Annotated in this window: 26 protein-coding genes; 9 read left to right on the top strand and 17 right to left on the bottom strand. The window is 63.0% G+C overall.

The features are described from left to right. Window positions 1-10: 10 nt before the first annotated feature. From AC2FMD_RS11635 to AC2FMD_RS11620, 4 genes are all read right to left on the bottom strand, one after another. Window positions 11-199, bottom strand: a complete 189-nt coding sequence (locus AC2FMD_RS11635) for a twin-arginine translocation signal domain-containing protein (RefSeq protein ID WP_496679683.1) — start codon at window positions 197-199, stop codon at window positions 11-13. Between the two features lie 61 nt (window positions 200-260). Next, window positions 261-872, bottom strand: coding sequence for a TorD/DmsD family molecular chaperone (locus AC2FMD_RS11630; RefSeq protein WP_005983758.1), 612 nt, complete (start codon window positions 870-872; stop codon window positions 261-263). A gap of 4 nt (window positions 873-876) precedes the next feature. Beyond that, the gene (locus tag AC2FMD_RS11625; protein ID WP_496710874.1) at window positions 877-1,446 is read right to left on the bottom strand and encodes a DUF3306 domain-containing protein; all 570 of its coding nucleotides are present in this window, start codon (window positions 1,444-1,446) and stop codon (window positions 877-879) included. Continuing rightward, the gene (locus AC2FMD_RS11620) at window positions 1,443-1,997 is read right to left on the bottom strand and encodes a DUF3305 domain-containing protein (RefSeq protein ID WP_496710873.1); all 555 of its coding nucleotides are present in this window, start codon (window positions 1,995-1,997) and stop codon (window positions 1,443-1,445) included. The genes AC2FMD_RS11625 and AC2FMD_RS11620 overlap by 4 nt, the downstream gene beginning before the upstream one ends. A gap of 253 nt (window positions 1,998-2,250) precedes the next feature. On the opposite strand from AC2FMD_RS11620, the gene AC2FMD_RS11615 reads away from it, so the two are divergent. After that, window positions 2,251-4,206 carry a 4Fe-4S binding protein gene (locus tag AC2FMD_RS11615; protein WP_496795029.1) on the top strand — a complete coding sequence of 652 codons (1,956 nt, stop codon included), beginning with the start codon at window positions 2,251-2,253 and terminating at the stop codon, window positions 4,204-4,206. Here the strand turns inward: AC2FMD_RS11615 and AC2FMD_RS11610 are convergent. Beyond that, window positions 4,200-4,928 (bottom strand): c-type cytochrome, encoded by a 729-nt coding sequence (locus AC2FMD_RS11610; protein ID WP_496741875.1) that lies wholly within the window; start codon window positions 4,926-4,928, stop codon window positions 4,200-4,202. The genes AC2FMD_RS11615 and AC2FMD_RS11610 overlap by 7 nt on opposite strands. 64 nt (window positions 4,929-4,992) lie before the next feature. On the opposite strand from AC2FMD_RS11610, the gene AC2FMD_RS11605 reads away from it, so the two are divergent. The 4 genes from AC2FMD_RS11605 to AC2FMD_RS11590 are packed head-to-tail and all read left to right on the top strand — an operon-like array spanning window position 4,993 to window position 7,419. Next, a complete protein-coding gene (locus AC2FMD_RS11605; RefSeq protein ID WP_496679695.1) occupies window positions 4,993-5,190 on the top strand; it encodes a DUF6494 family protein in 198 nt (65 codons plus the stop codon). Next, window positions 5,187-6,248: an Mrp/NBP35 family ATP-binding protein gene (locus AC2FMD_RS11600; protein WP_496741877.1), complete on the top strand. Its 1,062-nt coding sequence runs from the start codon at window positions 5,187-5,189 to the stop codon at window positions 6,246-6,248. The genes AC2FMD_RS11605 and AC2FMD_RS11600 overlap by 4 nt, the downstream gene beginning before the upstream one ends. After that, complete coding sequence (locus AC2FMD_RS11595) at window positions 6,245-6,943, top strand: biotin/lipoate--protein ligase family protein (RefSeq protein ID WP_496741879.1); 699 nt, start codon at window positions 6,245-6,247, stop codon at window positions 6,941-6,943. Before AC2FMD_RS11600 ends, AC2FMD_RS11595 begins: the two co-directional genes overlap by 4 nt. Continuing rightward, window positions 6,940-7,419, top strand: coding sequence for a DUF6505 family protein (locus tag AC2FMD_RS11590; RefSeq protein WP_496795028.1), 480 nt, complete (start codon window positions 6,940-6,942; stop codon window positions 7,417-7,419). The genes AC2FMD_RS11595 and AC2FMD_RS11590 overlap by 4 nt, the downstream gene beginning before the upstream one ends. A gap of 37 nt (window positions 7,420-7,456) precedes the next feature. On the opposite strand, the gene AC2FMD_RS11585 is transcribed toward AC2FMD_RS11590, so the two are convergent. The 9 genes from AC2FMD_RS11585 to acs form a co-directional block, all read right to left on the bottom strand. Beyond that, on the bottom strand, window positions 7,457-8,152 hold the full coding sequence (locus tag AC2FMD_RS11585; protein WP_496741881.1) for a sulfotransferase family 2 domain-containing protein: 696 nt from the start codon (window positions 8,150-8,152) through the stop codon (window positions 7,457-7,459). Window positions 8,153-8,193: 41 nt separating this feature from the next. Continuing rightward, window positions 8,194-8,694: a flavin reductase family protein gene (locus tag AC2FMD_RS11580; RefSeq protein WP_496741884.1), complete on the bottom strand. Its 501-nt coding sequence runs from the start codon at window positions 8,692-8,694 to the stop codon at window positions 8,194-8,196. A gap of 86 nt (window positions 8,695-8,780) precedes the next feature. After that, complete coding sequence (locus tag AC2FMD_RS11575) at window positions 8,781-10,193, bottom strand: 3'-5' exonuclease (RefSeq protein WP_496741886.1); 1,413 nt, start codon at window positions 10,191-10,193, stop codon at window positions 8,781-8,783. A gap of 2 nt (window positions 10,194-10,195) precedes the next feature. Further along, window positions 10,196-10,714 (bottom strand): hypothetical protein, encoded by a 519-nt coding sequence (locus tag AC2FMD_RS11570; protein WP_496741888.1) that lies wholly within the window; start codon window positions 10,712-10,714, stop codon window positions 10,196-10,198. A gap of 30 nt (window positions 10,715-10,744) precedes the next feature. Continuing rightward, window positions 10,745-12,568, bottom strand: coding sequence for a DUF294 nucleotidyltransferase-like domain-containing protein (locus AC2FMD_RS11565; RefSeq protein ID WP_496741890.1), 1,824 nt, complete (start codon window positions 12,566-12,568; stop codon window positions 10,745-10,747). Window positions 12,569-12,676: 108 nt separating this feature from the next. Next, complete coding sequence (locus tag AC2FMD_RS11560; RefSeq protein ID WP_496679709.1) at window positions 12,677-14,461, bottom strand: sodium:solute symporter family protein; 1,785 nt, start codon at window positions 14,459-14,461, stop codon at window positions 12,677-12,679. 15 nt (window positions 14,462-14,476) lie between these two features. Then, window positions 14,477-14,761: a DUF4212 domain-containing protein gene (locus AC2FMD_RS11555; protein WP_496679710.1), complete on the bottom strand. Its 285-nt coding sequence runs from the start codon at window positions 14,759-14,761 to the stop codon at window positions 14,477-14,479. A gap of 170 nt (window positions 14,762-14,931) precedes the next feature. Next, the gene (locus AC2FMD_RS11550; RefSeq protein ID WP_496795073.1) at window positions 14,932-15,615 is read right to left on the bottom strand and encodes an adenylate kinase; all 684 of its coding nucleotides are present in this window, start codon (window positions 15,613-15,615) and stop codon (window positions 14,932-14,934) included. A 7-nt stretch (window positions 15,616-15,622) separates the two neighbouring features. Further along, complete coding sequence (gene acs / locus AC2FMD_RS11545; protein WP_496741892.1) at window positions 15,623-17,587, bottom strand: acetate--CoA ligase; 1,965 nt, start codon at window positions 17,585-17,587, stop codon at window positions 15,623-15,625. A 428-nt stretch (window positions 17,588-18,015) separates the two neighbouring features. Here acs and AC2FMD_RS11540 point away from each other — a divergent pair, with 428 nt between their 5' ends. From AC2FMD_RS11540 to AC2FMD_RS11530, 3 genes are read left to right on the top strand one after another with little or no spacing between them, the layout of a single operon-like run. Further along, on the top strand, window positions 18,016-19,032 hold the full coding sequence (locus AC2FMD_RS11540; RefSeq protein ID WP_496679714.1) for a C4-dicarboxylate TRAP transporter substrate-binding protein: 1,017 nt from the start codon (window positions 18,016-18,018) through the stop codon (window positions 19,030-19,032). Between the two features lie 57 nt (window positions 19,033-19,089). Continuing rightward, the gene (locus AC2FMD_RS11535; protein WP_496741894.1) at window positions 19,090-19,719 is read left to right on the top strand and encodes a TRAP transporter small permease; all 630 of its coding nucleotides are present in this window, start codon (window positions 19,090-19,092) and stop codon (window positions 19,717-19,719) included. A 3-nt stretch (window positions 19,720-19,722) separates the two neighbouring features. Then, on the top strand, window positions 19,723-21,126 hold the full coding sequence (locus tag AC2FMD_RS11530) for a TRAP transporter large permease (protein WP_496679719.1): 1,404 nt from the start codon (window positions 19,723-19,725) through the stop codon (window positions 21,124-21,126). 255 nt (window positions 21,127-21,381) lie between these two features. On the opposite strand, the gene ocd is transcribed toward AC2FMD_RS11530, so the two are convergent. Genes ocd through rocF form a run of 3 tightly spaced genes read right to left on the bottom strand, consistent with a single transcriptional unit; the run spans window position 21,382 to window position 24,273 of the window. Then, window positions 21,382-22,422: an ornithine cyclodeaminase gene (gene ocd, locus AC2FMD_RS11525; protein WP_496741896.1), complete on the bottom strand. Its 1,041-nt coding sequence runs from the start codon at window positions 22,420-22,422 to the stop codon at window positions 21,382-21,384. Window positions 22,423-22,432: 10 nt separating this feature from the next. Next, on the bottom strand, window positions 22,433-23,353 hold the full coding sequence (gene ctlX, locus AC2FMD_RS11520) for a citrulline utilization hydrolase CtlX (protein WP_496741898.1): 921 nt from the start codon (window positions 23,351-23,353) through the stop codon (window positions 22,433-22,435). Next, the gene (rocF, locus tag AC2FMD_RS11515; RefSeq protein ID WP_496712622.1) at window positions 23,353-24,273 is read right to left on the bottom strand and encodes an arginase; all 921 of its coding nucleotides are present in this window, start codon (window positions 24,271-24,273) and stop codon (window positions 23,353-23,355) included. The genes ctlX and rocF overlap by 1 nt, the downstream gene beginning before the upstream one ends. An 86-nt stretch (window positions 24,274-24,359) precedes the next feature. On the opposite strand from rocF, the gene AC2FMD_RS11510 reads away from it, so the two are divergent. Continuing rightward, on the top strand, window positions 24,360-24,788 hold the full coding sequence (locus tag AC2FMD_RS11510; RefSeq protein WP_005983707.1) for an Lrp/AsnC family transcriptional regulator: 429 nt from the start codon (window positions 24,360-24,362) through the stop codon (window positions 24,786-24,788). Window positions 24,789-24,838 lie beyond the last annotated feature (50 nt).

Below are 24,838 nucleotides of genomic sequence, written 5' to 3'. Positions count from 1 at the left end.
CCGAGGCGGCCTAGAAGCGCGCGCTGTCGAAATAGGCGCGGGTATGCGCCGTGTCCTGAATGCGGGTCTCGTCCGAGGGTTGCTCGGCCGCTTCGACCTCGGTTCCCAGGCTGGCCGCTGCAACGGCTGCCGGGGCCGCGGTGCCCGCCAGTTTCAGGAAGTCGCGGCGGCTGGCGCCGCTCTCCTTGGTCTTGCTCATGGGATCCTCCTTTCCCATTTGCGGTTCAGCGCCCGCCGGGGCGCCAGCGAATGACGGCCGCCTAATGCGTCGTCATGCGGAAGGCCTCGCGTTCGATCTCCATGAAAACCCGGCCGGCTGTGCCGACCGAGGCATAGAGAACCGAATGCTCGGCTGCTTCCAGGTCCGAGAAAAAGTGCTCGGCCCAGGGACCGATATGCTTGTTCCAGAACGTCTTTTGATCTTCCAACGCGGCCGGGCCGCCGAAACGGCCGACGATCATGCCGCCCATCATCTCCATCAGCGAGGCGATGTTGTCTTCGGGTTCGAACACGTTTGCCGCCCGGGTGATGCCCCGCGCAGCCATGTCGTTGCGCAGCTGCGCCAGCGGTTTCTCGTTCAGGAAACCGGTCAGGTAGAAGCTGGCATAGGGCAGCAGTTCTCCGCGCCCAAGCCCGATGAACAATGCGTTGAACTCGCGCTCGGCAGCTTCGGGCTTGGTCACTTTGGCCACGCGGGCCATGGCCTGAATGGCCTGGCCCAGATCGGTCTCGTCCCCCGACAGCGCCGCGATCTGGCTCAGCAGGGTCTGGTCGGGCGGTGTGGCTAGCAGCAGGCCCAGGAAGTTGTAGAAATCCGCGCGCAGACGGTCCTCGGGGGAAATCTCGAACGTCTGCGGGTCGCGAATGTTCATCGGGTCATCCTTCGAATTCGAATTTCATGCGCCGCGGGGCCGGGGTGCGCTCGTCCTCATCCGGTTGGATGGCGTCTGCCACTTCGACAAGGGGCGCGGGCTCGGCTTCAGGTTCGGGCGGTTCGGTTGCCGGCACGGCTTCGGCCTCGACCGGTTGTTCCTCGGCTTGCTTCTGCTCGGCCAGCGCCTCGATGTGGCGCAACATGCCTTTGCCCACCTGATAAGCCGTCTGCAGGTTTTCGACCACGCAGGCGGCGTCGGTGTAGTCCTCGCCGTAGTCGACCAACCCGTCCACATTCGCCAGCACCGGGTTCAACCTCCACAAGCGCCGCAACGCGCGGCGGCGCAGACGGTCCGGCACTGCCTTGGCCATGAAGCCTGAAACATCGTCGCCCGCCTGCAGCAAGTCGGGGTCGGGCAGGTCAAGCTCGGCCAAAATCTCGGCGTCGGTCTTTTCTTCCAGTTCGGCCTGCTGCGCGGCGATCTCCTGCGCGATTAGGGCCTCTTGTTCGGCATGCGCTTCGGCCTGCACGGCGGCCTTGCGGCGGGACCAGAAATCCTGTCGAGCGCTCATTGCACGGCCCTCCGCGGGGCGCGGTAGACATCCGAGGCCTGCCGGATGCGCGAATCGCCCTTGCCGTCTTCCACAAGATCCACCCGTTTCTTGTCGCGGCGGCGTTTGACGAACACCTCATCGCGGTGATGGGCCAGAGTGAAATCGCGCACCCAGGCAATCAGGCCTTCGGTCATCGGGATCTTTTCCACGATCTCTTCGCCGGTATCGGCATAGTCCTGCCCCTCGTAGGGCGAGGCGGTGATCAAAAACGCGTTCAGCGGACGATCGCCTTCGGCATCGTCGCGCAGGACAAGGTAAAGGGACGGCTGGCTGTCCGAGAGATTGGCCATATAGGCCTCGGTTTCATCGGACCAGAGTTTCAAGGCCAGGGTGGCGGCGTGGTATTCGACCGCGTCGCCCTCGCGGCGCAGTTCGACCCAGTCAGCGGGTGGGGCGCCAGGCAGCACCGCGACCGCGCGCCAATTCCACCGGGCCCAGCGCGTAACCCCCGGTGTCTTGCGCACGACGACGCCAACCGGCATTTCGATCTGTTTTGCGGCCTCGGCCACTTTGATCCTCCCCGGAAAAGCTCTCCCCTGCTTTCCCTTTGGTTCACTATGGTACACAAATGGGCCACGTGCCAAGCCCGCAGCGGCCTGAAATGGTGGTGATTTGGAAAAAAAGTCGTCGCAAATGGGTCGCGGCGACGATCAGCCGGCGATGGCGGACGATACACAGTTTCTGACCGGAACCGGCCGCCACACGTTGCATGAGCGGCGTTTGGGTCTAAGGTTAGGGGCAAGGAAGAAATGCGGGGGGAACATGGTCACCAAACTGGTCTTGTGCGATTGCGCCGGAAGTCAGGCCCTGGACGGGCAGGGGATATCGGCTGCTTGCGGCGCTGAATGCAGCAAGGTCCATACGGCCCTGTGCACCACCGAACTGACCGCTGCGGCAAAGCTGATGCAGTCGGATGACCAGATCGTCATCGCCTGCGGGCAAGAGGCGCAAGTGTTTCAAGAACTGGCCGAGGAACTGGGCGTGGATCACCCTGGCTTTGTCGATCTGCGCGACCGGGCCGGCTGGTCCGACCAGGGGCGCGCGGCGTTGCCCAAGATGGCCGCCCTGGCGGCCGAGGCTCTGTTGCAGCAGCCGATCACGCCCAGCGTGGATGTCATCAGCGAAGGGACTGCCTGCATAATCGGGCCGGGTGCGGTTGCGTTTGACCTGGCCCAGCGACTGTCGGACACGATGGCGGTGACGGTGGTCGTCACCGATGATGCGCAGCCTGGCAGCCGGGCCTATGACGTGGTGCGCGCGCGGGTCCGGTCGGTCTCGGGGGCGCTGGGCGGGTTCACCCTGCGGTTGGATGCGTTGCAGCAGATTGATCCGGCCGGACGCGGCGCGTTTGCCTGGACCCCGCCGCGCGACGGTGCGGTGTCGGCCTGCGATGTGCTGATCGACCTGGCGGGGGGTACGCCTTTCGTGACGGCTCCCGACAAGCGCGAAGGTTACCTGCGCGCCGATCCGCGCGATGCTGTGGCGGTTGCCCGGTTGGCCTTTGACGCGGCGCAGCTGGTCGGGACCTTTGAAAAACCGCTGTATGTCCGGCTCGAAGAAACATTGTGCGCCCATTCGCGGGCCGGGCAGGTGGGCTGTTCCAACTGTCTGGACATCTGTCCCACCGGCGCCATCACCCCGGCCGGAGATCACGTGGCCATCGATCCGATGGTCTGCGCGGGCTGCGGTGAATGCGCAGCCTTGTGCCCCTCGACCGCGATCAGCTACGAGGATCCTCCGGTGGCGGCCCTGCTGGCGCGGATGCAGACCTTGGCGGCGACCTATCGTCGGGCCGGAGGGCGTGCTCCGCGCCTGTTGGTGCATGATGCCCACGGGGCCGAGATGATCCGGCTGGCCGCGCGGTTCGGACGCGGGCTGCCCGCCGATGTGATTCCGCTGGAACTGGGTGTGGTGTCCGGCTTTGGACATGCCGAGATGCTGGCTGCCTTGGCTCATGGCTTTGCCCGGGTCGACATCCTGCTGGCCCCGACGACCGAGCGGGATGCGTTGGAGCGCGAACTGCCGCTGGCGCTGGCCATCGCCGGAACCGACGTCGTTGGAGTGATCGATGAATCCGATCCCGATGCGCTGGCCGATCTGCTCTATGCGCAGGACGTGCCGCAGCCACTTGCCCAGCCGGTTCTGCCGCTGGGCAACCGGCGCCAGATTACGCGGTTGGCGGCGAAGGCGCTGCGCCCCGATGCGTCTCAGCCGCTTCCTCTGCCGGAACACGCACCCTATGGCGCGGTGGCGGTGGACACCGAGGCCTGCACCCTGTGCCTGAGTTGCGTGTCGCTGTGCCCGTCAGGCGCATTGATCGACAATCCCGACATGCCTCAGCTGAACTTTCAGCAGGATGCCTGCCTGCAATGCGGGCTGTGCAAGACTATCTGTCCCGAAAGCGCGATCACCCTGGTGCCCGAACTGGACCTGAGCGACCGTGCGCTGTCGCCGCGTGTTCTGAACGAGGAAGAGCCCTTTGCCTGCATCGAATGCGGTGCTCTGTTCGGGGTGAAATCGACGGTCGAGCGGATCATGGAAAAGCTGGCCGGCAGCCACCCGATGTTCGCCTCGTCCGAGCAGGCGAAGATGATCCAGATGTGTGACGATTGCCGTGTGCAGGCGCAGTTTCACAGCGAGGATAACCCATTTGCCTCAAAGCCCAAGCCCAAGGTCGTCACCACCGATGACTACTTCAGCAAGCGCAAGGATCACTGAAGTTTGAGCGGGGCCCCCAGATCGGCCGCGCGGATGACCGAGACATAGGCGAGGATCGCCTCAAGCTCGTCTTGCGTCAGCCTCAGCGGGTGAATGGGCGAGGGGCGTTCGGGGTCGAAGGGCGCAGTGATCCCCTCGATCTGGGTAAAGGACGGGTGCGGGTTCAGGGCGAAGAACGCCTGGAACCGGTTCGACCAATCCGGCATCGCGCGCAGCACCGCAAAGGACGGCGTGGAGCCCAACCCGTTCATCCGGTTCTGCGGGCCAATCACATGACAGCGCCCGCAATGGGTCAGCGACAACTTTTCGCCCAGCAAGGCGTCGCCTTCGATGGCATCCGACTCGGGCGCAGCGACCGTTTCGAAACTGGCCGAGAACGGGCCGCCCTCGGCCGGTGCAAAGCTTTCGACGGTGCGCTTGCCCACGTCGGACAACAGCCAATCCTGAAAGCGGGCCTGCCGCGGGTCGTCCTGAATGCGCAGATGATAGATGTCGCCGCCGCGCTGAAACACCGGCTGCCCCGGTGGCCCGACCGCCAGAACCATCGCGCCCGCATCAACCGCGACAACGCGAATTCCGGTCTTGAGCGAGAAGCGCGGAAGAATATGTTTCAAAAGACCCGAGCGTGCGACATCCTCGGGCGCGGTCAAGCCAATCTCCTCCTGCGACCAAGAGGGGCTGGCGAAGAGCGTCAGGCTGAGGCACAAAAGAACAAAGCGCATGGCCCAGCCTAACGGCGACAGGGTGAATGCGTCAAATGAACGAACAAGACGGAGACACACGGCGATGAGCGGCGATTACAACATGTCGATGCGCAAATTCCTCAAACAGGTTGGCGTGACCAGCCAGCAGGCCATCGAAGACGCGCTGCGCAAGGCGGGCGATCCGGCGGGCAAAAGCTTTGAAGTCAAGATGGTCCTTACGATCGACGGTCTGGATGTCGAACACGTGGTGACCGGCCAAATCAAGGACGGCGACGCATGAGCATCCGCGACGCGGTTCTGGCGAACCTGAAAAAGATCACCGACCCGGTTTCGGGGCAGGACATCGTCAGCGCGGGTGTGGTTCGCGCGCTGAATGTTGAGGGCGATACCGTGCGCTTCGTACTGGAAATCGACCCCAGGAATGCCGAGAAGATGGAACCGGTACGCGCCACGGCCGAAAAGGCGGCGCAGATGGTCGACGGGGTGGCCAAGGTCTCGGCCCTGCTGACCGCGCATTCCGACAAGGCGCCGCCGGATTTGAAACCCAAGCCCAAACCCTCGCAGACCGGACCGCAGGCGGTACCGGGGGTTGACCGGATCATCGCCGTGGCCTCGGGCAAGGGCGGGGTCGGAAAGTCGACCGTCTCGGCCAACCTGGCCTGTGCGCTGGCGGCCGAAGGGCGGCGGGTCGGTCTGCTGGATGCCGATGTGTACGGCCCTTCGCAGCCGCGCATGCTGGGCGTGTCGGGACGGCCGGCCAGCCCCGATGGCAAGACCATCCTGCCGCTGCGCAATCACGGCGTCACCATGATGTCGATGGGGTTGATGACCAACGAAGGTCAGGCGGTGGTCTGGCGCGGTCCGATGCTTATGGGCGCGTTGCAGCAGATGATGAGCCAGGTGCAGTGGGGCGCGTTGGACGTGCTGATCGTCGACCTGCCGCCCGGCACCGGTGACGTGCAGCTGACGCTGAGCCAGAAGTTCAAGGTAGACGGCGCCATCGTCGTCTCGACCCCGCAAGACGTGGCCATGATCGACGCGCGCAAAGGCATCGACATGTTCCGCCAGCTGAAAACGCCGATCGTCGGCATGATCGAGAACATGTCCACGCATATCTGCTCGAACTGCGGGCACGAGGAACACGTGTTCGGCCATGGGGGTGTCGCCGCAGAAGCCGCCGAACTGGGTGTGCCGTTGCTGGGGGAAATTCCGCTGCATCTGGATATCCGCGTGGCTGCTGATGGCGGGGCACCGATCGTGGTCAGCAAACCCGATAGCCCGCAGGCCGAGGCCTTCCGCAAGATCGCCCGCGATCTGATCGCTAAGGGCAAGGCATGACGCAGCCGGTCTTTCCGCCGTTGCTGTCCGGGCACCCGGTGCAGGGTGGGGAAGATCCGTTCGACCATGCGCAGGCCATGGCGGCGCTGGGCTGCGATGCGGGCAGCGTCGTCTACAACATCCAAGCGGATCGCGTGCGCGCGGCCATCGTGTTTGCGCCCGAGGTGCCATTGCAGGACGCCATGGCCATGCTTCCGCTGTGCGCCGTCGGGTTTCAGAACGCGCTGGGCGCGCTGGCTCCGCCCGAGGTGGCGGTGCATCTGGGCTGGGATGGTCCGATTTTCGTCAACGGGGCCCGCTGCGGCCGATTTCGTGTGGCCGCGTCGACATCCGATCCGAAAACCGTGCCCGACTGGCTGGTCGTCGGCTGGGAACTGGCTTTGCTGCAAACCGGGGACGAGCCCGGCAAGTCGCCCGATGTGACGGCCCTGTATGATGAAGGCTGCGCGGAAGTGTCCCCGGTGCAGCTGGTCGAAAGCTGGTCGCGTCACATGCTGACCTGGCTGAACCGCTGGTCCGAGGATGGCAACGCGCTGTTGCACGGGGAATGGATGGGCTTGCTGCAGGGCGTCGGAGAGCCTTATGGTGATCGCGGCGTGTTTCTCGGGGCCGATGAGCGGTTCGGCATGCTGCTGCGGAACGGGGCGGACACGCAGCTTGTTCCGTTGACCCATCTGTTGGAGGACACCCATTGAACCTGGCCCGCGCCATTCATTTCGACGAAAGCGACCTGAACGTCTTTCACTCGCCCGCTCGAACGGGCGAGTGGTGCATCTCGGGCGGGTTCGAATTTTCGAACTGGGGCGAGGCCGACCTGGCCGGCAAGGCGCGTCAGGCATTTGCCAATGGGTGGCTGGGGCTCGAGACCTTCGGGCGCGTGACCTTCGTGGCGGTGACGCAGATCGAACCGGCCGAGATGGAGCGGCTGGCCACCAACCTGGCCGAGCATTTCGTGCGCCTTTACGGCGCGCCGTCGGTCGAGGCGGCGCTGGACGTGGCCCGTGCCGAGTTGGCCCATATGTCCGAGATGTGTGACGATCATGCACCCAACACCCTGCTGACCGTTGCCCGCAGCCTGACCGAGTCCGGCGTTCACGAGGCTTTTCGGGTGATCACGCCGCAAAAGGCCGAGTTGGAGGCCTTTGCCGTGCACGGGTCATTGGACGAATGAATAGGGAGCGTGCCTGGCAATCACGCCGGGTAGCGGCTCAATCGACTAGCTTGGGGTGACGTTCAAGCTTGATCGGCCCGAACTCGGTGCACGTTGGGTCAGTGCTGTAGCCCAGTGCGTCAAACTCGCGCTGAAAGACGTGTGCGACCCGTTCGATGGTTTCTGGGTCATAGTGGTCGATATATTTTCCACGTTTCGATTTGTTCATGTGCGGCAGCCGGACCTTCAGCCCGATATACCGGGTGATTTCGTCAAAGCTTTCGCCGATCGTCTCGAAGCGTCCGATCAGGTGCACTATTTGCCGGTCTTTTGTATCGGTCAGAAGCTGAGTTTGAAAGCGTGCCGGCCGATCCGGATCGAACGTGCTCAGAATGCGGTCGCGAAAGCTCAGGCCCTGGACTCTTTCATGCTCGGGATGCTCATGGTGCTGCTGCATGTAAGAGAACATCGAAACAAGCAGGTCGTAGGGGTTGCGGACGAAAGAAAAGCTTTTCATCTGCCAGCAATGGTCGCCGAAATGCTTGCGATATTCGCGTGCTATGGCGTGATTGCGAAGCGGTTGAAATCCATCCGGATCAAAGACTCGCCGACCCATTACGCGTTTGGACAGGCTGTTTGACACCCGATGGAAAATGCTGGCTCGGCCCAGCGAATGACGCAAGCAATAGTTGACGGAGCTTCCCGCCGTTTTCGGGGTGTGTACAAAGATGAACAGTTTTTTGGTGCTGTTCAAAAGCTATTGCCGAAGTTTCTTCAAGTTGCTCGGGGCGCGAATCACATCAGATCGTCGAATCCTCCGAACTGGCCGCGCTTGAATATCAGACCTTTGCCGGGCTGGACCATGACGTTTTCGACCTGGCCGACGAGGATCGCATGGTCGCCGGCCGGATGACAGGCGAACAGCGAACAGTCGAACCGGGCAAGGCAGGTGTCCAGCAGGGGACGACCGCAATCGTCCGCATGCCATTCGGTATGCGAGAAATCCCGGCCATCGCGGGCAAATCGCAAGGCAAGCTCCTGTTGATCCTGCGCCATCACATGGATCGCATAGTGCTGCGCGTCATGGAAGGCTTCGAACCGGTTCGATTCATTGCCCAAACACCACAGCACCAAAGGCGGATCGAGAGAGACCGAAGCAAAGGAGTTGACGGTTATCGCCGCCGGACCGCTAGGAGTTGCGGTCGTGACGACGGTGACGCCCGTGCCGAAACAGCCCAGCGCCTCGCGAAAGGCTAGGGAGTTCTCGGGGCCGGGTTTGAATGTCTTTGCTGTCATTTCATGCGCGTCCAGTGCTCGGCCCCGGGGTGCCATGCCGAAGCGGAATTGTCCACGAAAAGCTGTATCGCGATCAATAGGCTGAGTCAGTTCAGGTCTTCCAGCAACCGACCGTGCTTGCGGGTTTCTGCAATCACGTCGCCGAAGGTCTGCATTCCGCGCGCGGCCAGCATTGGCAGCATGCGCACCAACGCTTCAGCCGTCGCAACCGCATCCCCCAAAGCCGTGTGACGGAGCGTCTCGGGGATTTCCACGCCCAGTCTTTCGCACAAAGCGTCGAGCGTATGGGTTTCGCTGGCTCCGAACAGCACCGCCGACAGCAGAACAGTGTCAAGAATGGGGTGATCCCACTCGACCTGCATCCGCATCGCGTGGCGCCTCAGAAAGGCCATGTCGAAGGGAGCGTTATGGGCCACGACCACCGCGTCGCGGGCAAAATGGTGGAACTTGCGGCCGGCGGTCACGATATCTGGTGCATCCTGCACCATGCGGTCGCTGACCTTGTGGACCTTGGTGGAAGCGGGTGGAATCGGAACGCCCGGATTGACCAGCGTGTCGAACTGCTCGCCCTCGACGATGCGCCCCTTGACGACACGGACGGCGCCGATCTGCACGATCTCGTCCTTGTGCGGCAGCAAACCGGTGGTTTCGGTGTCGAAGACCACAAAGCACAGTTGCGACAGGGGGCGGTTCTCAAAAGCCTCGTCGCCGGGGGTGTCCAGAAGGTCGAAATCATAGACCAGAGGGCGCGCGGCCTCGGGCGGGATGCGGGCGACGCTGTCTTCGAAGATCAGCATATAGCCTGGCGCATCGCCCAACGGCTTCATGCGTGCCGTGTAGGTCTGCCGTCCGTCCACGCTGGCGAGGGTGCAATAGACATCCATGCCGGTTTTCGCCAGCTTCTCATAAGCGTCCAGCAGAGGTTTGCGTTCGAGATAGTCGAACAGCGAGGCGTTCAGACGGGGATGGGCGATCTGCGCCAGAACCTCGGCGGCCTGCGCGTCGTACAGAACGATTTGGTGGTTTGGCCCCGCCAGAAGCATTGCGACCGGGATCTCGGACAGGAGCGCGGTCAAGTGCTCTTTTTCCGAGGCGAGATGAGCGGTTTCGGCAGCCACGGCCTCGGCTGTGGACAGGGCGGTGCTGGCCAGTCGTTCGGCCAGGCTGGCGGCGGCGGGGGCCAGATCACCCAGATAGCGCGCCGCCTGCAGGTCGAGATCGGTATCCACCCCCGCATGTGCACGTGCGCGCAACTGCGCCGACAGGCGTTCGATCGGTTTGGCCACGTTGTCGTCGAACAGCAGCCAGACACCAGCGACCAGCCCCAGCAAGCCAAACGAGATCATCAGGCCGCTGAACACGAAGGCGCTGGTCATGTCCGCGGGGTCGGCCCGGCGCAGGCCAAGCCAAAGCGCGATCAGGGTGATGGCGATGCCGCCCGCGGCAAGCAAGCAGAAGAACAGAAAAATTCTCAGGCGCAGGCTCAGGCGGGTCAGCATGGTCAGGCTCCGCAGGTGGCAGACACGACCGGGTCATCCGCTCCGACCGGAAGCCAGTCGGCGCCGATCAACCGACCGTCGGCGTCAAACGCGGCGCCGTCCGCCAGGCTGGCCCGTCTGTGGTTGGCGCAGTCAACGGCAATAGGCATCTTGGATATCGGGGCCCAGCGGCCAAAGAAGTACAGGTCGATCAGGCGCTGATCCGTCACCTGCGCGTTGGTCCGCAACGAAGCCGTATCGACGGCCGCGAACCGGTCAACATAGGGCACCGCATAGGTCCAGGGGCGATAGAGCGCGCGGCTTTCGACCTCTTGCACGACGGTCAGGCCCTCGGGCAGGGCGTCACGGGTGCGGTCGTACCAGGAATACTCGCTGATGATCGTGACCGCGATCATGCCCAAACCGGCCGCAACCGGAGCCGACCATTTCGGCAGGCGGCCACCGGTCAGTCGGTTCAAACCCATCACGAGGCCCGCGATGGCAAAACCCGCAAAGATCGTGCCGATCAGCTCAAGAAACATCTTCCTCCTCCGTTCTTCCTACCGGGGTATTTACCCCAGCATCCCCTTGCCGTGCCCGACCGCGGATTGCATCGTTTTTACCACGACGAACGCGTCCCGAAGATGACTTCGCTCAAAGTCCGACAGTTCCGACGGCGCAAGATAGTTGTCGGGCTTGTCGCCATTCCTGATCTGTTTGACCTGATGGTTCAACCGGGTTTCCGCGATCAGGTCGTAGGCATCTAGCAGGTCCCGCGCGCCCGACGGGCTGAGCACCCCTGCGGCCTCGGCTGCCTTGAGGCGCGCGCGGGTGTTTACCTCGGTCAATTCACCCTGCAGGCTGTAGACGCGGCCCAGATCGACCACCGGCACCACGCCGTTGTGCTTGAGGTCCAGCGTGTTGCGGTGCTCGCCCGAGCGGATCGTGGCGATCCCGCGCAGCAGGCCCAGTGGCGGCGTGTGCTTCAACGAATTCGAGATCATGTGCGCCACGAAGATCGAGTTCGCCCGGGCCGCGCGCAGGGTTTCGGCCTGCAGGTCGGAAAACAGCTCGAACCGGCCACCGATGGGGCGCAGGTCGAACATGACCGAGGCCAGCATTTGCGCCTCGGGATTGGGCTTGGCGATCCAGCCTTTGAAATATTCGCGCCAGACCCGGACCGGCTGCCGCCAGCGCGGATTGGTCGCCATCATGTCACCGGGGCAATAAAAATACCCACAGGTATCCAGCCCGTCGGACACGAACTTCGCCAGCGCTTCGAAATAGGGCAGGTCGGCATCGGTGACGCTGTCATCCAACATAAGGCAATTGTCCTGATCGGATACGCCCGTCTGTTCCTGTCGACCCTGCGAGCCACAAGCCAGCCACAGATAGGGGACGGGCGCCGGGCCGAGTTTCTGCTCGGCCAGCGCCAGCAGCCGGCGCGTCGCGGCGTCGGCGATGTCGGTGATCAGGCGGGTAACGATCTCGTGCCGGTTGCCCGCCGCCACCAGTTGCACCAGCAGGTTCGGGATTTCTGCCGTGACCGCGGCCATCTCGGTCGCCGACCTGGCCTGCGCGATGCGGCTGACCAGCTCGGCCGAGCTGACGGCCTGGAACCGGGTCAGGTCGGTCTGGGTAACGATCCCGACCAGGCGTCCGCCTTCGGTGATGGGGATATGGCCGATACCGCATTCCAGCATCGCGTGCAGAACGTCCGAGCCGATAGCGCCGGGCGACAGGGTCAGCGGGTCCGGGGTCATGATCTGTGACACCGGGGTCGTCGGGGGCAGGGCGTCCGCCACGACCTTGCCGGAGAGGTCTCGAACCGTGGCAATGCCGCGCAGCGCACCGCGCTGGGTGATGCAGACCGACGAAATGCCCCGGTCACGCATCAGGCGCGCGGCTTCCTGAACGGTCGTATCCGGAGTACAGGTGGCCGGCTTGCGCGCCATCAGGGTTTCCACCCGTGTGGTGGCCAGCGATTGCTGTTCGGGCCGCGCGGGGCGGGCCCGGTTGAAGAATTTGGCGACGACGACGTGGCGCCTGAGCAGCTCTGAAAACAGGTCGGTGGGGATGATCAGCAGAACCGAGGGCGCGTCAGCCGTCGCCGTGGTCACCGCGCGTCCGTCGCGCATCAGCCCACGCTCGCCAAACGAGTTGCGCAGGCCCAGATGGGATACGACCGCGCCGTTTTCGTCGGTGATCTCGACCTGGCCTTCGTAGATGATGAACAGGCCGGGCAACTGCGCGCCGCGGTGATAGATGACCGTGCCCTTTGGGATTTCGCGCGCTTCGATCCGGGCCGCGATGTCGGCCAGTTCCTCGACCGGCAGCGCGTCATAGGGGTGCACGGATTTCAGGAACCGGGTGATCTGATCAGGTGAAAGCGCCATGGGTTCGCCCGTCCGCTGGAATGAAAAGCCCCGCCCGGGGTTTAGCCGGGCGGGAAAAGTTGGTCGAGGGAAACGGCCCGTGATGCATCATCGCGGACCGCATCCGGCTCAGTGGTCCTGAGCCGCGCCCGCACCACGGGGAATGCGTACGCTTTCGACCAGATCCTTGATCTCCTGCGGGGTTTCCTTGGTCATGCCGGCCACCACATAGGCGACGCCGAAGTTGACCATAGCGCCGATCGCACCGAACGAGGTCGATTTGATCGGACCCAGCAGCGGGTCTGCATCGGTGAACGAGTTGGTGCCCGGAATGAACAGCCAGCCCTTGTGCAGGAAGATGTAGACCAGGGTGACGGTCAGACCAGCCAGCATGCCCGCGACCGCGCCGGTGTTGTTGATGCGGGTCGAGAAGATCCCCATCATCAGCGCCGGGAAGATCGAGGCCGCCGCCAGACCGAAGGCCAGCGCCACGGTTTGCGCCGCAAAGCCCGGAGGGTTGAGGCCCAGATAGGTGGCAACCACGATGGCCACGGCCATTGCGATCCGCGCCGCCAGAAGCTCGCCCTTTTCCGAGATGCTCGGGTTGATCGAGCCCTTGATCAGGTCGTGCGACACCGCCGACGAGATTGCCAGCAGCAGGCCCGCAGCGGTCGAAAGCGCAGCCGCAAGACCACCGGCCGCGACCAGACCGATCACCCAACCCGGCAAGTTGGCGATTTCGGGGTTGGCCAGAACCAGGATGTCGCGGTTGAAGTTGGTCAACTCGTTGCCGACCCAGCCTTTTTCCTCGGCAAGCGCCTGCATGTCGGCGTTCTGATCGTTGTAGTACTGGATCTTGCCGTCGCCGTTCTTGTCTTCCCAGTCCAGCAGGCCGGTTTTCTGCCAGGTCGCCATCCAGTCATACCGGGCATCGTTGTCGATCTGCTCCAGCGATACAGCGCCGCCTTCGATGCCGCCGTTCGGCCACATCATGTCGGTGATGTTCAGACGGGCCATGGCGCCAACCGCGGGGGCGGTCAGGTACAGCAGCGCGATGAACACCAGCGCCCAACCTGCCGACCAGCGGGCGTCCGACACTTTGGGAACGGTGAAGAAGCGCATGATGACGTGGGGCAGGCCGGCGGTGCCGATCATCAGCGACAGGGTGAACAAAACCATGTTCAACGTATTCGCGTGATGGGCGGTGTATTCGGCAAATCCCAGCTCGGCCACGATGGCGTCCAGCTTGGTCAGCAGCGGCTCACCGCCGGCGGTGTCGCCGAACAGGCCCAGGGCCGGGATCGGGTTGCCGGTCAGCTGCAGCGAGATGAAGATCGCCGGGATCGTGTAAGCGGTGATCAGCACGCAGTACTGAGCGACCTGAGTATAGGTCACGCCCTTCATGCCGCCGAACACCGCGTAGGCGAACACGACGCCCGCGCCGATCAGCAACCCGGTGGTGTTCGACACCTCCAGGAACCGGCCAAAGGCCACGCCCACGCCGGTCATCTGGCCGATCACGTAGGTGACCGAGGCCACGATCAGACAGATCACCGCCACGACGCGCGCGGTCTGGCTGTAGAAGCGATCGCCGATGAACTCGGACACGGTGAACTTGCCAAACTTGCGCAGATAGGGCGCAAGCAGAAGCGCCAGCAGCACATAGCCGCCGGTCCAGCCCATCAGGAATGAGCTGTTGTCATAGCCAGTAAAGGCAATCAGACCCGCCATCGAGATGAACGAGGCCGCCGACATCCAGTCGGCCGCCGTGGCCATGCCGTTGGTGACCGGGTGAACGCCGCGACCGGCGGCGTAGAATTCCGATGTGGACCCTGCGCGGGCCCAGATCGCGATGCCGATGTAGAGCGCGAACGACGCGCCCACAAACAGCAGGTTGATGGTAAACTGATCCATTGTCCCCTCGCTCCCTTATTCTTCGTCGACGCCGAATTCGGCATCCAGCTTGTTCATGCGCCAGGCGTAGAAGAAGATCAGCGCCAGAAAGACCAGGATCGAGCCTTGCTGCGCGAACCAGAAGCCCAGATCGGTGCCGCCGACAGCGATACCTGCCAGCAGGGGGCGCAGCAGAATGCCGAACCCGAACGACACCAGCGCCCAGATGATGAGGCTGATGTAGATGAGACGCAGGTTTGCCTGCCAATAGCCCTTGCCGGCTTCGGCAGTCTGCGCGGAGTTTGTTGAATGATCCGCCATTGCGGTTTCCTCCTTGCTTCCTCCAGGGTGGTCCATTGCCCTTGTCCTCCGAAACGCCGGGCCACCCTTCGATTGGGCCTGACCGCCGGGGGCGGCGTCAGGCAAAGCTCCTCTGGTCCGCCAAGGCGGTTCCAGTGAAGAAACGTAATTCGGGGGCTTGCCTTTCCCCTTTAGCGCATCGCCTCCCCCACGATGCCTTCAAGGCCGCGGGCGATCTCTTCGATCTGACCCATGGCATTCAGCCGCTTCAATACGCCCTGACGCTGGTAATAGTCGATCAGGGGCGCGGTCTGTTCGTGATAGGCCGCCAGCCGCGAGGCAACGGTTTCCGCGTTGTCGTCGGCACGCCGGCTGAAGGCGGTGCCGCCGCACTTGTCGCAGACGCCTTCGACCTTTGGCTGCTTGAACTGGTCGTGATAGCCCTCGCCGCATTTGGCGCATGTATAGCGGCCGGCGATACGGGTCACCATCTCGGCGTCCTCGACCTCGAGGCTGATGGCCGCGTTCACCTTCTGGCCGTTTTCCGACAGCAGCTTGTCCAGCGACTCGGCCTGAACCGTGGTGCGCGGAAAGCCGTCAAGGATGACACCGCGCGCGCAGTCGGGTTCGGCCAGACGGTCGCGCAGGATCGCGATGACGATGTCGTCGCTGACCAGGCCACCGGCCTCCATCACCGCCTTGGCGGCCTTGCCAGCCTCGGTTCCGGCGGCCACGGCGGCGCGCAGCAGGTCGCCGGTGCTGAGTTGCACCAGACCGATTTTATCTTCGAGCATGCGGGCCTGCGTGCCCTTCCCGGCGCCCGGAGGGCCGAGAAGGATCAGGACGGCGGGCTTGGTGATCGTATCAGCCTGCATCATGCCCTCACTTGTTGGCCCGGTTTTCGATCAGATCTTCGACCACCGAAGGATCGGCCAGGGTCGAGGTGTCGCCTAGCGAACCAAAGTCGTTTTCGGCGATCTTGCGCAGGATGCGGCGCATGATCTTGCCCGAGCGCGTCTTGGGCAGGCCCGGGGCCCACTGGATCACGTCGGGGCTGGCGATCGGGCCGATCTCCGTGCGGACCCACTGGCGCAACTCCTTGCGAAGCTCCTCCGTGGGCTCGCGGTCGTTCATCAGGGTGACGTAGCAATAGATGCCCTGTCCCTTGATGTCGTGCGGATAGCCCACCACGGCGGCTTCGGCCACGGCCGGGTGCGCCACCAGCGCGCTTTCGACCTCGGCGGTGCCCATGCGGTGGCCCGAGACGTTTATCACGTCATCGACGCGGCCGGTGATCCAGTAATCCCCGTCCTCGTCGCGGCGGCAGCCGTCACCGGTAAAGTAATAGCCCTTGTAGTCCGAGAAATAGGTCTTCTCGAACCGCTCATGATCGCCCCAGACGGTACGCATCTGGCCCGGCCAGCTGTCCTTGATGCACAGCACGCCTTCGACCCCGTTGCCGGTGATCTCGACGCCAGACTGCGGGTCCAGCACGACGGGCTGAACACCAAAGAAAGGTTTCATCGCCGACCCGGGTTTGGTCGCATGCGCGCCGGGCAGGGGGGTCATCATGTGGCCGCCGGTCTCGGTCTGCCACCAAGTGTCCACGATCGGGCATTTCCCCTTGCCGACGACCTCGTGGTACCAGGTCCAGGCCTCGGGGTTGATCGGCTCGCCCACGGTTCCCAGGATGCGCAGGCTGGACAGGTCGCATTTCTCGACGAACTCGTTGCCCTGACCCATCAGCGCGCGGATCGCGGTGGGGGCGGTGTAGAACTGGTTGACCTTGTGCTTTTCGCAGACCTGCCAGAACCGCGAGGCGTCGGGATAGGTCGGCACACCTTCGAACATCAGCGTGGTCGCGCCATTGGCCAGCGGGCCGTAGACGATATAGCTGTGCCCGGTGACCCAGCCCACGTCCGCCGTACACCAATAGATGTCGCCGTCATGGCAATCGAAGGTGATCTCATGCGTCATCGAGGCATAGACCAGATAGCCGCCGGTGGTATGCACCACGCCTTTGGGCTGGCCGGTCGAGCCCGAAGTGTAGAGGATGAACAGGGGATCTTCGGCGTTCATCTCGGCCGGGGCACAGTAATCGTCGGCCTCCAGCGCCATTTCGTTGTAGTCAAAGTCGCGCCCCTCGATCCAGGTGGTCTGGCCACCGGTGCGCTTGACCACCAGGCACTTCACCGTGTCCTTGCAGTGCAGCAGGGCAGCGTCGGCATTCGACTTCAGCGGGGTCTTGCGGCCGCCGCGCGGCGCCTCGTCGGCGGTGATGATGACCTTGGCGTCACAGCCGTTCACCCGGGCCGCCAGAGCGTCGGGCGAGAAGCCGGCAAACACGATCGAGTGGATCGCGCCGATGCGGGCACAGGCCAGCATAGCATAGGCGGCCTCGGGGATCATCGGCAGATAGATGACGACCCGGTCGCCCTTGCGCACGCCCATCGACTCCAGGATGTTGGCCATCCGGCAGGTGCGGCGGTGCAGCTCGGCATAGGTGATGTGCTGGGCCTCGTCATTCGGATCATCCGGTTCCCAGATGATCGCGGTCTGATCGCCCCGGGTCTTGAGGTGTCGGTCCAGGCAGTTGGCCGAGACGTTAAGCGTGCCGTCGGCATACCAGTTGATGCTGACCTCGCCGAAATTGTAGTTGACGTCCTTGACCTTGGAATAGGGCTTGATCCAATCGATCCGCTTGCCGTGCTCGCCCCAGAATGCCTCGGGGTCGCTGACCGACTCCTCATACATCCGGGCGTATTTTTCGGCGTCCACATGGGCGCGGGCTACGGTTTCGGCGGATGGCGGATAAACCTTGGTTTCTGCCTGGGCAGCGCTGGTCATACTGAGGCTCCTCCCTCTGACTGGATATTCGATGGATCAAGTTTGCCCCTTCTTTGGGCATCGTCGATCCGCTTCTTCCCCGCGATGGATAATACGGCATCGCGAAAAGAAAGAAATAAATTGCCGTAATCCTTGGATTTGTTTGTAAACAACTTTCTCGATACAGTTGCGAATTGTAAAAATTTTCTATGTTCCCAAGATCTGGGTGTCTGTAAAACAACGAAATTTTCTCCGTGATTTTGTAAACGATGTCGTCGTGCAGTTTCTTCCCGTCATGGGGAAGCCTGCCCCGGTGCAATTCCCGCACGGCGTGTCCATTGCCCGACTGTTGGAGCGCTGGTCGGAACGGGGGCTTGGCACATTCACATGTTGGCGCTAGCTTGACCCCAAGCGCCCCGGGAGGGGGTGTGCCAAAGGGAGAGATTATGATGAACAAGATGTTGAGCGGCGCGGCGATCGCCGCCTTGGCCGTGTCTTTCGTGACCGAAGCGGCCGCGACGGAATGGAACGCGTCGGTCTGGGGCAAGCGCCGTGCTTTCACCGAACATGTGGAAAAGCTGGCCGAACTGGTCAGCGAGAAGACCGATGGCGCCTTTACCATCAATGTCAGCTATGGTGGCCTGTCCAAACCCAGGGAAAACTTGGACGGGATCGAGATCGGCGCCTTCGAGATGGCCCAGTTCTGCGCGGGTTATCACCGCGACAAGAACCGCGCGATCACGGTGCTGGAACTGCCGTTCCTGGGTGTGAACACGCTGGACGAAGAGGTCGCGGTCAGCCATGCGGTCTATGACCACCCTGCGGTCAAGGACGAGATGGCACAGTGGAATGCACGCATCCTAATGACCTCGCCGATGCCGCAGTACAATCTGGTCGGCAAGGGTGAGCCACGGGATGAGCTGTCTGAGTTTGAAGGCATGCGCGTGCGCGCGACCGGTGGCATCGGCAACGCGTTCGAGTCGGTAGGCGCGGTGCCCACGTCGGTGCCCGCTACCGAAGCCTACAACGCGATGCAGTCCGGCGTCGTCGATACCGTGGCCTTCGCCCAGCATGCGCATCTGTCCTTCGGCACCATCAACGAGGCGGACTGGTGGACCGCGAACCTGAACCCGGGCACGGTGAATTGCCCGGTCGTGGTGAATATCGACGCCTACGAGGCGCTGCCGCCGGAACATCGCGAGGCTCTGGACAGCTCGATCGACGAAGCCATTGCGCATTATCTCGCGAACTATGGCGAGTTGCTCAAGAAATGGGACAGCGTTCTGGAAGAAAAGGGCGTGCAGAAGGTGATGATCGACGACGCGGTCCTGGCCGAGTTCCGGGCCAAGGCGGCCGACCCGATCCGCGAACAGTGGATCGCCGACATGTCGGCCCAGGGCCTTCCGGCGCAAGAGCTGTATGACCTAGTGCAATCCACGCTCAAGCAGCAGCGCGGCGGCAACTGACACCACTGACCGGGGGCGCATCGGCCCCCGGTTTTTTTCCAGATAGGGGACGACCGGATGGCAGGACAGGCCACCGTGCTGGAAGACGGCAGTTTGCTTAGTCGTCTTGACCGGCATTTGCTGAAACTCGAACGTTTTCTGGCCTTGCTCAGTGGGCTTGCCGTGTTCGGATTGATGGTACTGGCCGTGATTTCCGTCAGCGGCCGAAACGCGGTCAATGCCCCCTTGCCGGGGTATGTCGACTGGATCGAGCAGGCCATGCCGCTGATCGCCTTCCTTGGGATCTCGTATGTGCAGCGAGAGGGCGGGCATATCCGAATGGACATCGTCATTGCGCGCCTGCACGGTCGTGCACTGTGGCTGTTCGAACTCGTCTCGGTTGTTCTGATCCTTGTCCTTATGGTGGCGCTGGTCTGGGGCAGTTGGGCGCATTTCGACCGGTCCTTCGATTTCGGCGCCCCGATGTGGAGCCGCGACAGTTCAATCGACATCGGTATCCCGATCTGGCCCGCCAAGCTGTTGGCGCCCGTTGCGTTTTCCGTCCTCTGCCTGCGGCTGTGTCTGCAGATCTGGGGCTATGGGCGCGCCTTCGTGCTGGGCCTTGATGCCCCTGCGGGGGTTCCGATGATTCAAGATGTGGCCGCGCAAGCCGCCGCCGAAGCCGAGCAGTTTGAGAAGCGGGACTGACACATGGACACGATTGACATCGGCCTTTGGGTTACGGGTGGTCTGCTGGTACTGGTGGTCGCTGGTATGCGTGTGGCCTTCGCCGCCGGTTTGGCGGGGCTTGTCGGTCTGGTGTGGGTCTTCTGGGCCAAGTTTGGCTATGATCCGGATCGGTTCGGAAAGGCGCTGACCGTCGCGGTCAAGACGGCCGGACAGGTGCCGCATTCCAAGGTGGCGTCTCACACGCTCAGCTTGATCCCCACCTTCATCCTGATCGGGTATCTGGCCTACTACGCCGGGTTGACGCGCGCCCTGTTCGAGGCCGCCAAGCGCTGGATCGCCTGGGTACCCGGTGGCCTGGCGGTGTCCACGGTCTTTGCAACCGCAGGTTTCGCAGCGGTTTCGGGGGCTTCGGTGGCCACCTCGGCCGTGTTCGCACGCATCGCCATCCCCGAGATGCTGGAGGTCGGCTACAACAAACGCTTCGCGGCCGGCGTGGTGGCCGCCGGTGGCACGCTGGCCTCGCTGATCCCGCCTTCGGCGATCCTGGTGATCTATGCGATCATCGTCGAGCAGGACGTTGGCAAACTGCTCTTGGCCGGGTTCATTCCCGGCGCTTTTTCCGCCCTGGTTTACGGGTTGCTGATCGTCGGCATTGCGATGGTTTTCAAGTCGGTCGGGCCTCCGGTAACTGGCTTCACTTGGAAACAACGCTTTGCGGCGTTGCCGGGGGCCTTGCCGATCGTTGCGGTGGTCTTGATCATCATCTGCTTCGTCTACAACCCGTTTGGAGAAAATGCGTGGGGAACACCGACCGAGGGCGGAGCCATCGGTGCATTCATCGTGTTCTGCTTCGCTGTTTTCAACGGTATGCGCTGGCAGCAACTGAAATCAGCGCTGCTGGAAACCGCCAAGCTGACGGCGATGATATTCACGATCATCTGGGGCGTTCTGATCTATGTCCGGTTCCTAGGCTTCGCCGATCTGCCCGGCGCGTTCTCCGATTGGATCACGTCCTTGCACATGTCGCCCATGCTGATCCTGATCTGTATCTTGCTAGCTTACGCCGTGCTGGGCATGTTTATGGATGCGATCGGTATGCTCCTGCTGACACTGCCGGTTGTCTACCCGGCCGTCATGGCGCTGAACGGCGGTGAAGCGGTAAGCGCGGCCGACAGCACATTCGGCATGTCCGGACCCATGTGCGCGATCTGGTTCGGCATCTTGGTGGTCAAGATGGCCGAGTTCTGCCTGATCACCCCGCCAATCGGATTGAACTGTTTCGTGGTGGCAGGTGTGCGACCGGATCTGAGCGTGCAGGACGTGTTCAAGGGCGTGGCGCCGTTTTTTGTGGCTGATGCGGTCACGATTGCGCTGCTGGTCGCGTTTCCGGCAATCGTTCTCTACTTGCCCTCTCTCGCGGGCTAGGGGGGCGGCTGACCCAGCCACAACTGCATGTGCGAGGCTCTGCCTCGCGCTCCGGGATATTTTGAGCCAGATGAATTTTGCGGTGTGTCAATCCACACACTGCCGCCTGCTAGCACGGAAGGAAAGGCATGGAACTTTGGCATTCCATCCGAACGCAAGACCTTTCATCTGGCCAGAAATATCCCGGGGGGATCGCCGAAGGCGATGGGGGCAGAGCCCCCAACCAGCCCGCCGGCAAGACAGTGCCAAGGGGCTTCACTTGGCCCGCATCAGCATGCCGTAGAGATCGCGCGGATCGTCAGGGTCGGCCAGCATGTCCAAGGGCTCGAAAAACTCTGTTCCCTCGATCGCGCGTTTGACGTAGCGCAGAGCGGAGAAGTCCTCAATCGCGAAACCGACGCTGTCGAATAGAGTGATCTGACGGTCGTCACGGCGACCTTCGGCCTGACCGGTGATGACCTGCCACATCTCGGTGACCGGGTGGTCAGGGTCCAGCGCTTGAATTTCACCTTCGATCCGGGTCTGCTCGGGGTATTCCACGAATATGTCGGACCGCAGAAGGATATCGCGATGCAATTCGGTCTTGCCGGGGCAGTCGCCGCCGATCGCGTTGATGTGCACGCCCGGGCCGACCATGTTGTCGGTCAGGATGGTGGCGTATTTCTTATCGGCGGTGCAGGTGGTGATAATCTGCGCTCCCTCGATCGTCTCTTCGGCCGAGCGGCACGAAACCACGTTCAAGCCGGTCCCTTGCAGGTTGGCCGCGCATTTCGCGGTGGCGGCGGGATCGATGTCATAAAGGCGAACGGTATCAATTCCACACATGGCCTTGAAGGCCAGGCACTGGAACTCGGACTGTGCGCCATTGCCGATCATCGCCATGGTGGTGGCGTTCTTGGGGGCCAGGTATTTGCCAACCAACGCCGAAGTTGCCGCGGTGCGCAGCGCCGTCAGCATGGTCATCTCGGTCAACAGGGTCGGATACCCGGTGTACACGTCCGCAAGCAGGCCGAACGCGGTGACGGTCTGCAGGCCTTCGGATGTGTTCTTGGGGTGGCCGTTCACATATTTGAACCCATAGGCCTCGCCATCCGAAGTTGGCATCAGTTCGATCACGCCATGCGGGGAATGGGCCGGGATGCGCGGGGTCTTGTCAAAGCTCTCCCAGCGTTTGAAGTCATCCTCGATCTGGGCGGCGATCTCGGTGATCATTCTTTCGACACCGATGTGGTGGATCAGCCGCATCATGTTGTCGACGGATACGAAGGGAACAAGCGCCTTGTCGGAAGGTTGCATGGGGTCTCTCCTAGCGGCGTGACAGGTGGATGCCTGCGATCATGCAGCGCACCGACCCGCCGGCGGTTTCGATGGTGGGAACGGACAGCGGCAGCAGCGTCGCGCTGTCCTGGATGATGTCAATCTGATCGGGACGCAGCGCGGCCAAAGCCCGGCTCGACAGCGCCAGAATCAGCCCGTCACGGCCCGTCAGTTCAATGGCGTTTCCGGCGAATTCAGCGATCTGGTCGTGAGTCAGGTCGATCACCCTGCGGCCGGATTCCTCCAGCCGCGCCCGAACGGTCGCGCGCCGCTCGGGGTCGGTGATCATGTCCAGACAGATCAGGGCGTAATGTGTGCCGATCCCCATCAGCACATTGGTGTGATAGACATCGCGGCCTTGCGCGTCACGGGCCTCGAAGGCGATGGGCTCATAGTTGAAATGGGTGCAGAACCGTTCCAACAGCACCGGGTCGGCGCGGTTGGATTTGACAGTATAGGCAATGCGCCCGACGTGATCGAACACCATCGCACCGGTGCCCTCCAGTGCGAGGTTGTCCTGCTCGAGCCCTGAATAGTCGATCACGTCCTGAACGCGATAGTCGCGTTTCAGCATCTCGATCACATCCATCCGACGTTCGCGCCGACGCGAGGGGACGAACATCGGATAGATCGCCACGTGCCCGCCCGGATGGGTCGAAAACCAGTTGTTCGGAAACACGCTGTCGGGTGTGTCGTTGTCACCGAAATCGTCGAACACATGTACGGTCACGCCGGCGTGGCGCAACTGCTCGACCGCGCGGTCATGCTCGTCGCGGGCGGCGGCCGAGGTCGCCTCGGTCGAGTGGTTGGCCAGCGTCTGGAACGCGTTGTCATCTCGCGTTTCGGGATTCGAGGCAAAGGCGTGTGGCCGGATCATGACCACGGCCGAAGGGGCCTGAAGGGAGTGCATCAGAAGCTCCGGGTAATGCGGTCGAAGATGCGGCGTCCAAGCAGCGAGGCGGCCAGGTCGACCATCAGTTTCGCGGTGCGGCCGCGTTCATCCAGGAAAGGATTCAGTTCGACCAGGTCCAGCGAGCAGACCAGCCCGCTTTCGTGCAGCAATTCCATGACCAGATGCGCCTCGCGTTCGGTGGCGCCGCCGGGAACGGTGGTGCCGACGGCCGGGGCGATTGCGGGATCAAGGAAGTCCACGTCCAGCGAGACATGCAGAATACCGTTCGCGGCGCGGACGCGGTCCAGAAAGGCCATCAGCGGGGCCTTGATGCCGTGTTCGTCGATGCTGCGCATGTCGGCCAGCATGGCGCGGTCTTTCTCCAGCGCGGCGCGTTCGGCGGGATCGACCGAGCGCAGGCCGATCATGCCGACGCGGTCGGTCGGCACGGGGGCCGCCAGCGCAGGGAAGGCGTCGAACCCGGGCTGGCCGGTGAAATAGGCGACCGGCGTGCCATGCAGGTTGCCACTGCCGGTGCTGTTGGGCGTGTGGAAATCGCTGTGCGCGTCCAGCCAAAGAACGAACAGCGGGCGCCCGATCTGCTGCGCATGGGCGGCCATGCCCGAGACGGTGCCCATCGACAGGGCGTGGTCCCCGCCCATGAAGATCGGCACGCCCGTCGCTGCTGCGTCCCTGGCAGCGCGGGCCAATGCGCGGGTCCAGCCGACGCATTCGGGCAGGGCGAACAGGTGGTCATGTTCGGGCAGATCACCCGGGTCTGGCTGAACATTGCCCATGTCGGTGACGCTGTGCCCAAGATCTGCAAGGGCCTTGGCCAGCCCGGCAACGCGATAGGCGTCGGGGCCCATGCGGCAGCCCTGTCGCCGCTTGCCGGCATCCATCGGCGCACCGACCAGAATGAGGTGTTTTCTATCCATGTGCCCATTTATCGGCGCAGCATGGGTTGCGGGAAGAGAGCAAATTGCTCAAAAAGGAACAGGTATTTTCAATCTGGTAAGAAAAGATGGACGATCTGGACAGTCGGCTGCTGAGCGCCCTTCACCGAGACGCGCGGGCGTCTTTGTCCGAGTTGGCCGAGCTGCTGGGCGTCACCCGGACGACCGTGCGCAGCCGGCTGCAGCGGCTCAAGCAATCGGGCGAGATCGTGGGTTTCACCGTACTGACCCGTCGGGACGTGGCGCAGAGCCCGGTGCGCGGGCTGATGATGCTGGAAATCGAAGGGCGCGGGACCGAGCGGATCATGGCCCGGATCGCGGCGATGCGGCAGGTGCGGGCGGTGCATTCCACCAATGGCAGCTGGGATCTGATCGCTGAGATCGGCACCGAGACGCTGGCCGAACTGGACGAGGTTTTGTTCCAGATCCGCCGCATCGAAGGCGTCACCCGGTCCGAGACCAACCTTCTGCTGTCCACCCGCAAGGGGCGGTATTAATCGGGCGCTTTGAGCCGGGCCAAACCTGTGCCAAGCTTCGCGGGCGGCTG

This window comes from Ruegeria sp. BHSC276, assembly GCF_059612945.1.
Note: the sequence above shows the minus strand (reverse complement) of the source record. Positions and strands in the feature narration are given on the sequence as shown.

Excerpts from the sequence above, each read along its gene's own strand:
- AC2FMD_RS11635 (WP_496679683.1), bottom strand. The coding sequence starts at position 199 with ATGAGCAAGACCAAGGAGAGCGGCGCCAGCCGCCGCGACTTCCTGAAA.
- AC2FMD_RS11630 (WP_005983758.1), bottom strand. The coding sequence starts at position 872 with ATGAACATTCGCGACCCGCAGACGTTCGAGATTTCCCCCGAGGACCGT.
- AC2FMD_RS11625 (WP_496710874.1), bottom strand. The coding sequence starts at position 1,446 with ATGAGCGCTCGACAGGATTTCTGGTCCCGCCGCAAGGCCGCCGTGCAG.
- AC2FMD_RS11615 (WP_496795029.1), top strand. The coding sequence starts at position 2,251 with ATGGTCACCAAACTGGTCTTGTGCGATTGCGCCGGAAGTCAGGCCCTG.
- AC2FMD_RS11610 (WP_496741875.1), bottom strand. The coding sequence starts at position 4,928 with ATGCGCTTTGTTCTTTTGTGCCTCAGCCTGACGCTCTTCGCCAGCCCC.
- AC2FMD_RS11605 (WP_496679695.1), top strand. The coding sequence starts at position 4,993 with ATGAGCGGCGATTACAACATGTCGATGCGCAAATTCCTCAAACAGGTT.
- AC2FMD_RS11600 (WP_496741877.1), top strand. The coding sequence starts at position 5,187 with ATGAGCATCCGCGACGCGGTTCTGGCGAACCTGAAAAAGATCACCGAC.
- AC2FMD_RS11595 (WP_496741879.1), top strand. The coding sequence starts at position 6,245 with ATGACGCAGCCGGTCTTTCCGCCGTTGCTGTCCGGGCACCCGGTGCAG.
- AC2FMD_RS11580 (WP_496741884.1), bottom strand. The coding sequence starts at position 8,694 with ATGACAGCAAAGACATTCAAACCCGGCCCCGAGAACTCCCTAGCCTTT.
- AC2FMD_RS11575 (WP_496741886.1), bottom strand. The coding sequence starts at position 10,193 with ATGCTGACCCGCCTGAGCCTGCGCCTGAGAATTTTTCTGTTCTTCTGC.
- AC2FMD_RS11570 (WP_496741888.1), bottom strand. The coding sequence starts at position 10,714 with ATGTTTCTTGAGCTGATCGGCACGATCTTTGCGGGTTTTGCCATCGCG.
- AC2FMD_RS11565 (WP_496741890.1), bottom strand. The coding sequence starts at position 12,568 with ATGGCGCTTTCACCTGATCAGATCACCCGGTTCCTGAAATCCGTGCAC.
- AC2FMD_RS11560 (WP_496679709.1), bottom strand. The coding sequence starts at position 14,461 with ATGGATCAGTTTACCATCAACCTGCTGTTTGTGGGCGCGTCGTTCGCG.
- AC2FMD_RS11555 (WP_496679710.1), bottom strand. The coding sequence starts at position 14,761 with ATGGCGGATCATTCAACAAACTCCGCGCAGACTGCCGAAGCCGGCAAG.
- AC2FMD_RS11550 (WP_496795073.1), bottom strand. The coding sequence starts at position 15,615 with ATGCAGGCTGATACGATCACCAAGCCCGCCGTCCTGATCCTTCTCGGC.
- acs (WP_496741892.1), bottom strand. The coding sequence starts at position 17,587 with ATGACCAGCGCTGCCCAGGCAGAAACCAAGGTTTATCCGCCATCCGCC.
- AC2FMD_RS11540 (WP_496679714.1), top strand. The coding sequence starts at position 18,016 with ATGAACAAGATGTTGAGCGGCGCGGCGATCGCCGCCTTGGCCGTGTCT.
- AC2FMD_RS11535 (WP_496741894.1), top strand. The coding sequence starts at position 19,090 with ATGGCAGGACAGGCCACCGTGCTGGAAGACGGCAGTTTGCTTAGTCGT.
- AC2FMD_RS11530 (WP_496679719.1), top strand. The coding sequence starts at position 19,723 with ATGGACACGATTGACATCGGCCTTTGGGTTACGGGTGGTCTGCTGGTA.
- ocd (WP_496741896.1), bottom strand. The coding sequence starts at position 22,422 with ATGCAACCTTCCGACAAGGCGCTTGTTCCCTTCGTATCCGTCGACAAC.
- ctlX (WP_496741898.1), bottom strand. The coding sequence starts at position 23,353 with ATGCACTCCCTTCAGGCCCCTTCGGCCGTGGTCATGATCCGGCCACAC.
- rocF (WP_496712622.1), bottom strand. The coding sequence starts at position 24,273 with ATGGATAGAAAACACCTCATTCTGGTCGGTGCGCCGATGGATGCCGGC.
- AC2FMD_RS11510 (WP_005983707.1), top strand. The coding sequence starts at position 24,360 with ATGGACGATCTGGACAGTCGGCTGCTGAGCGCCCTTCACCGAGACGCG.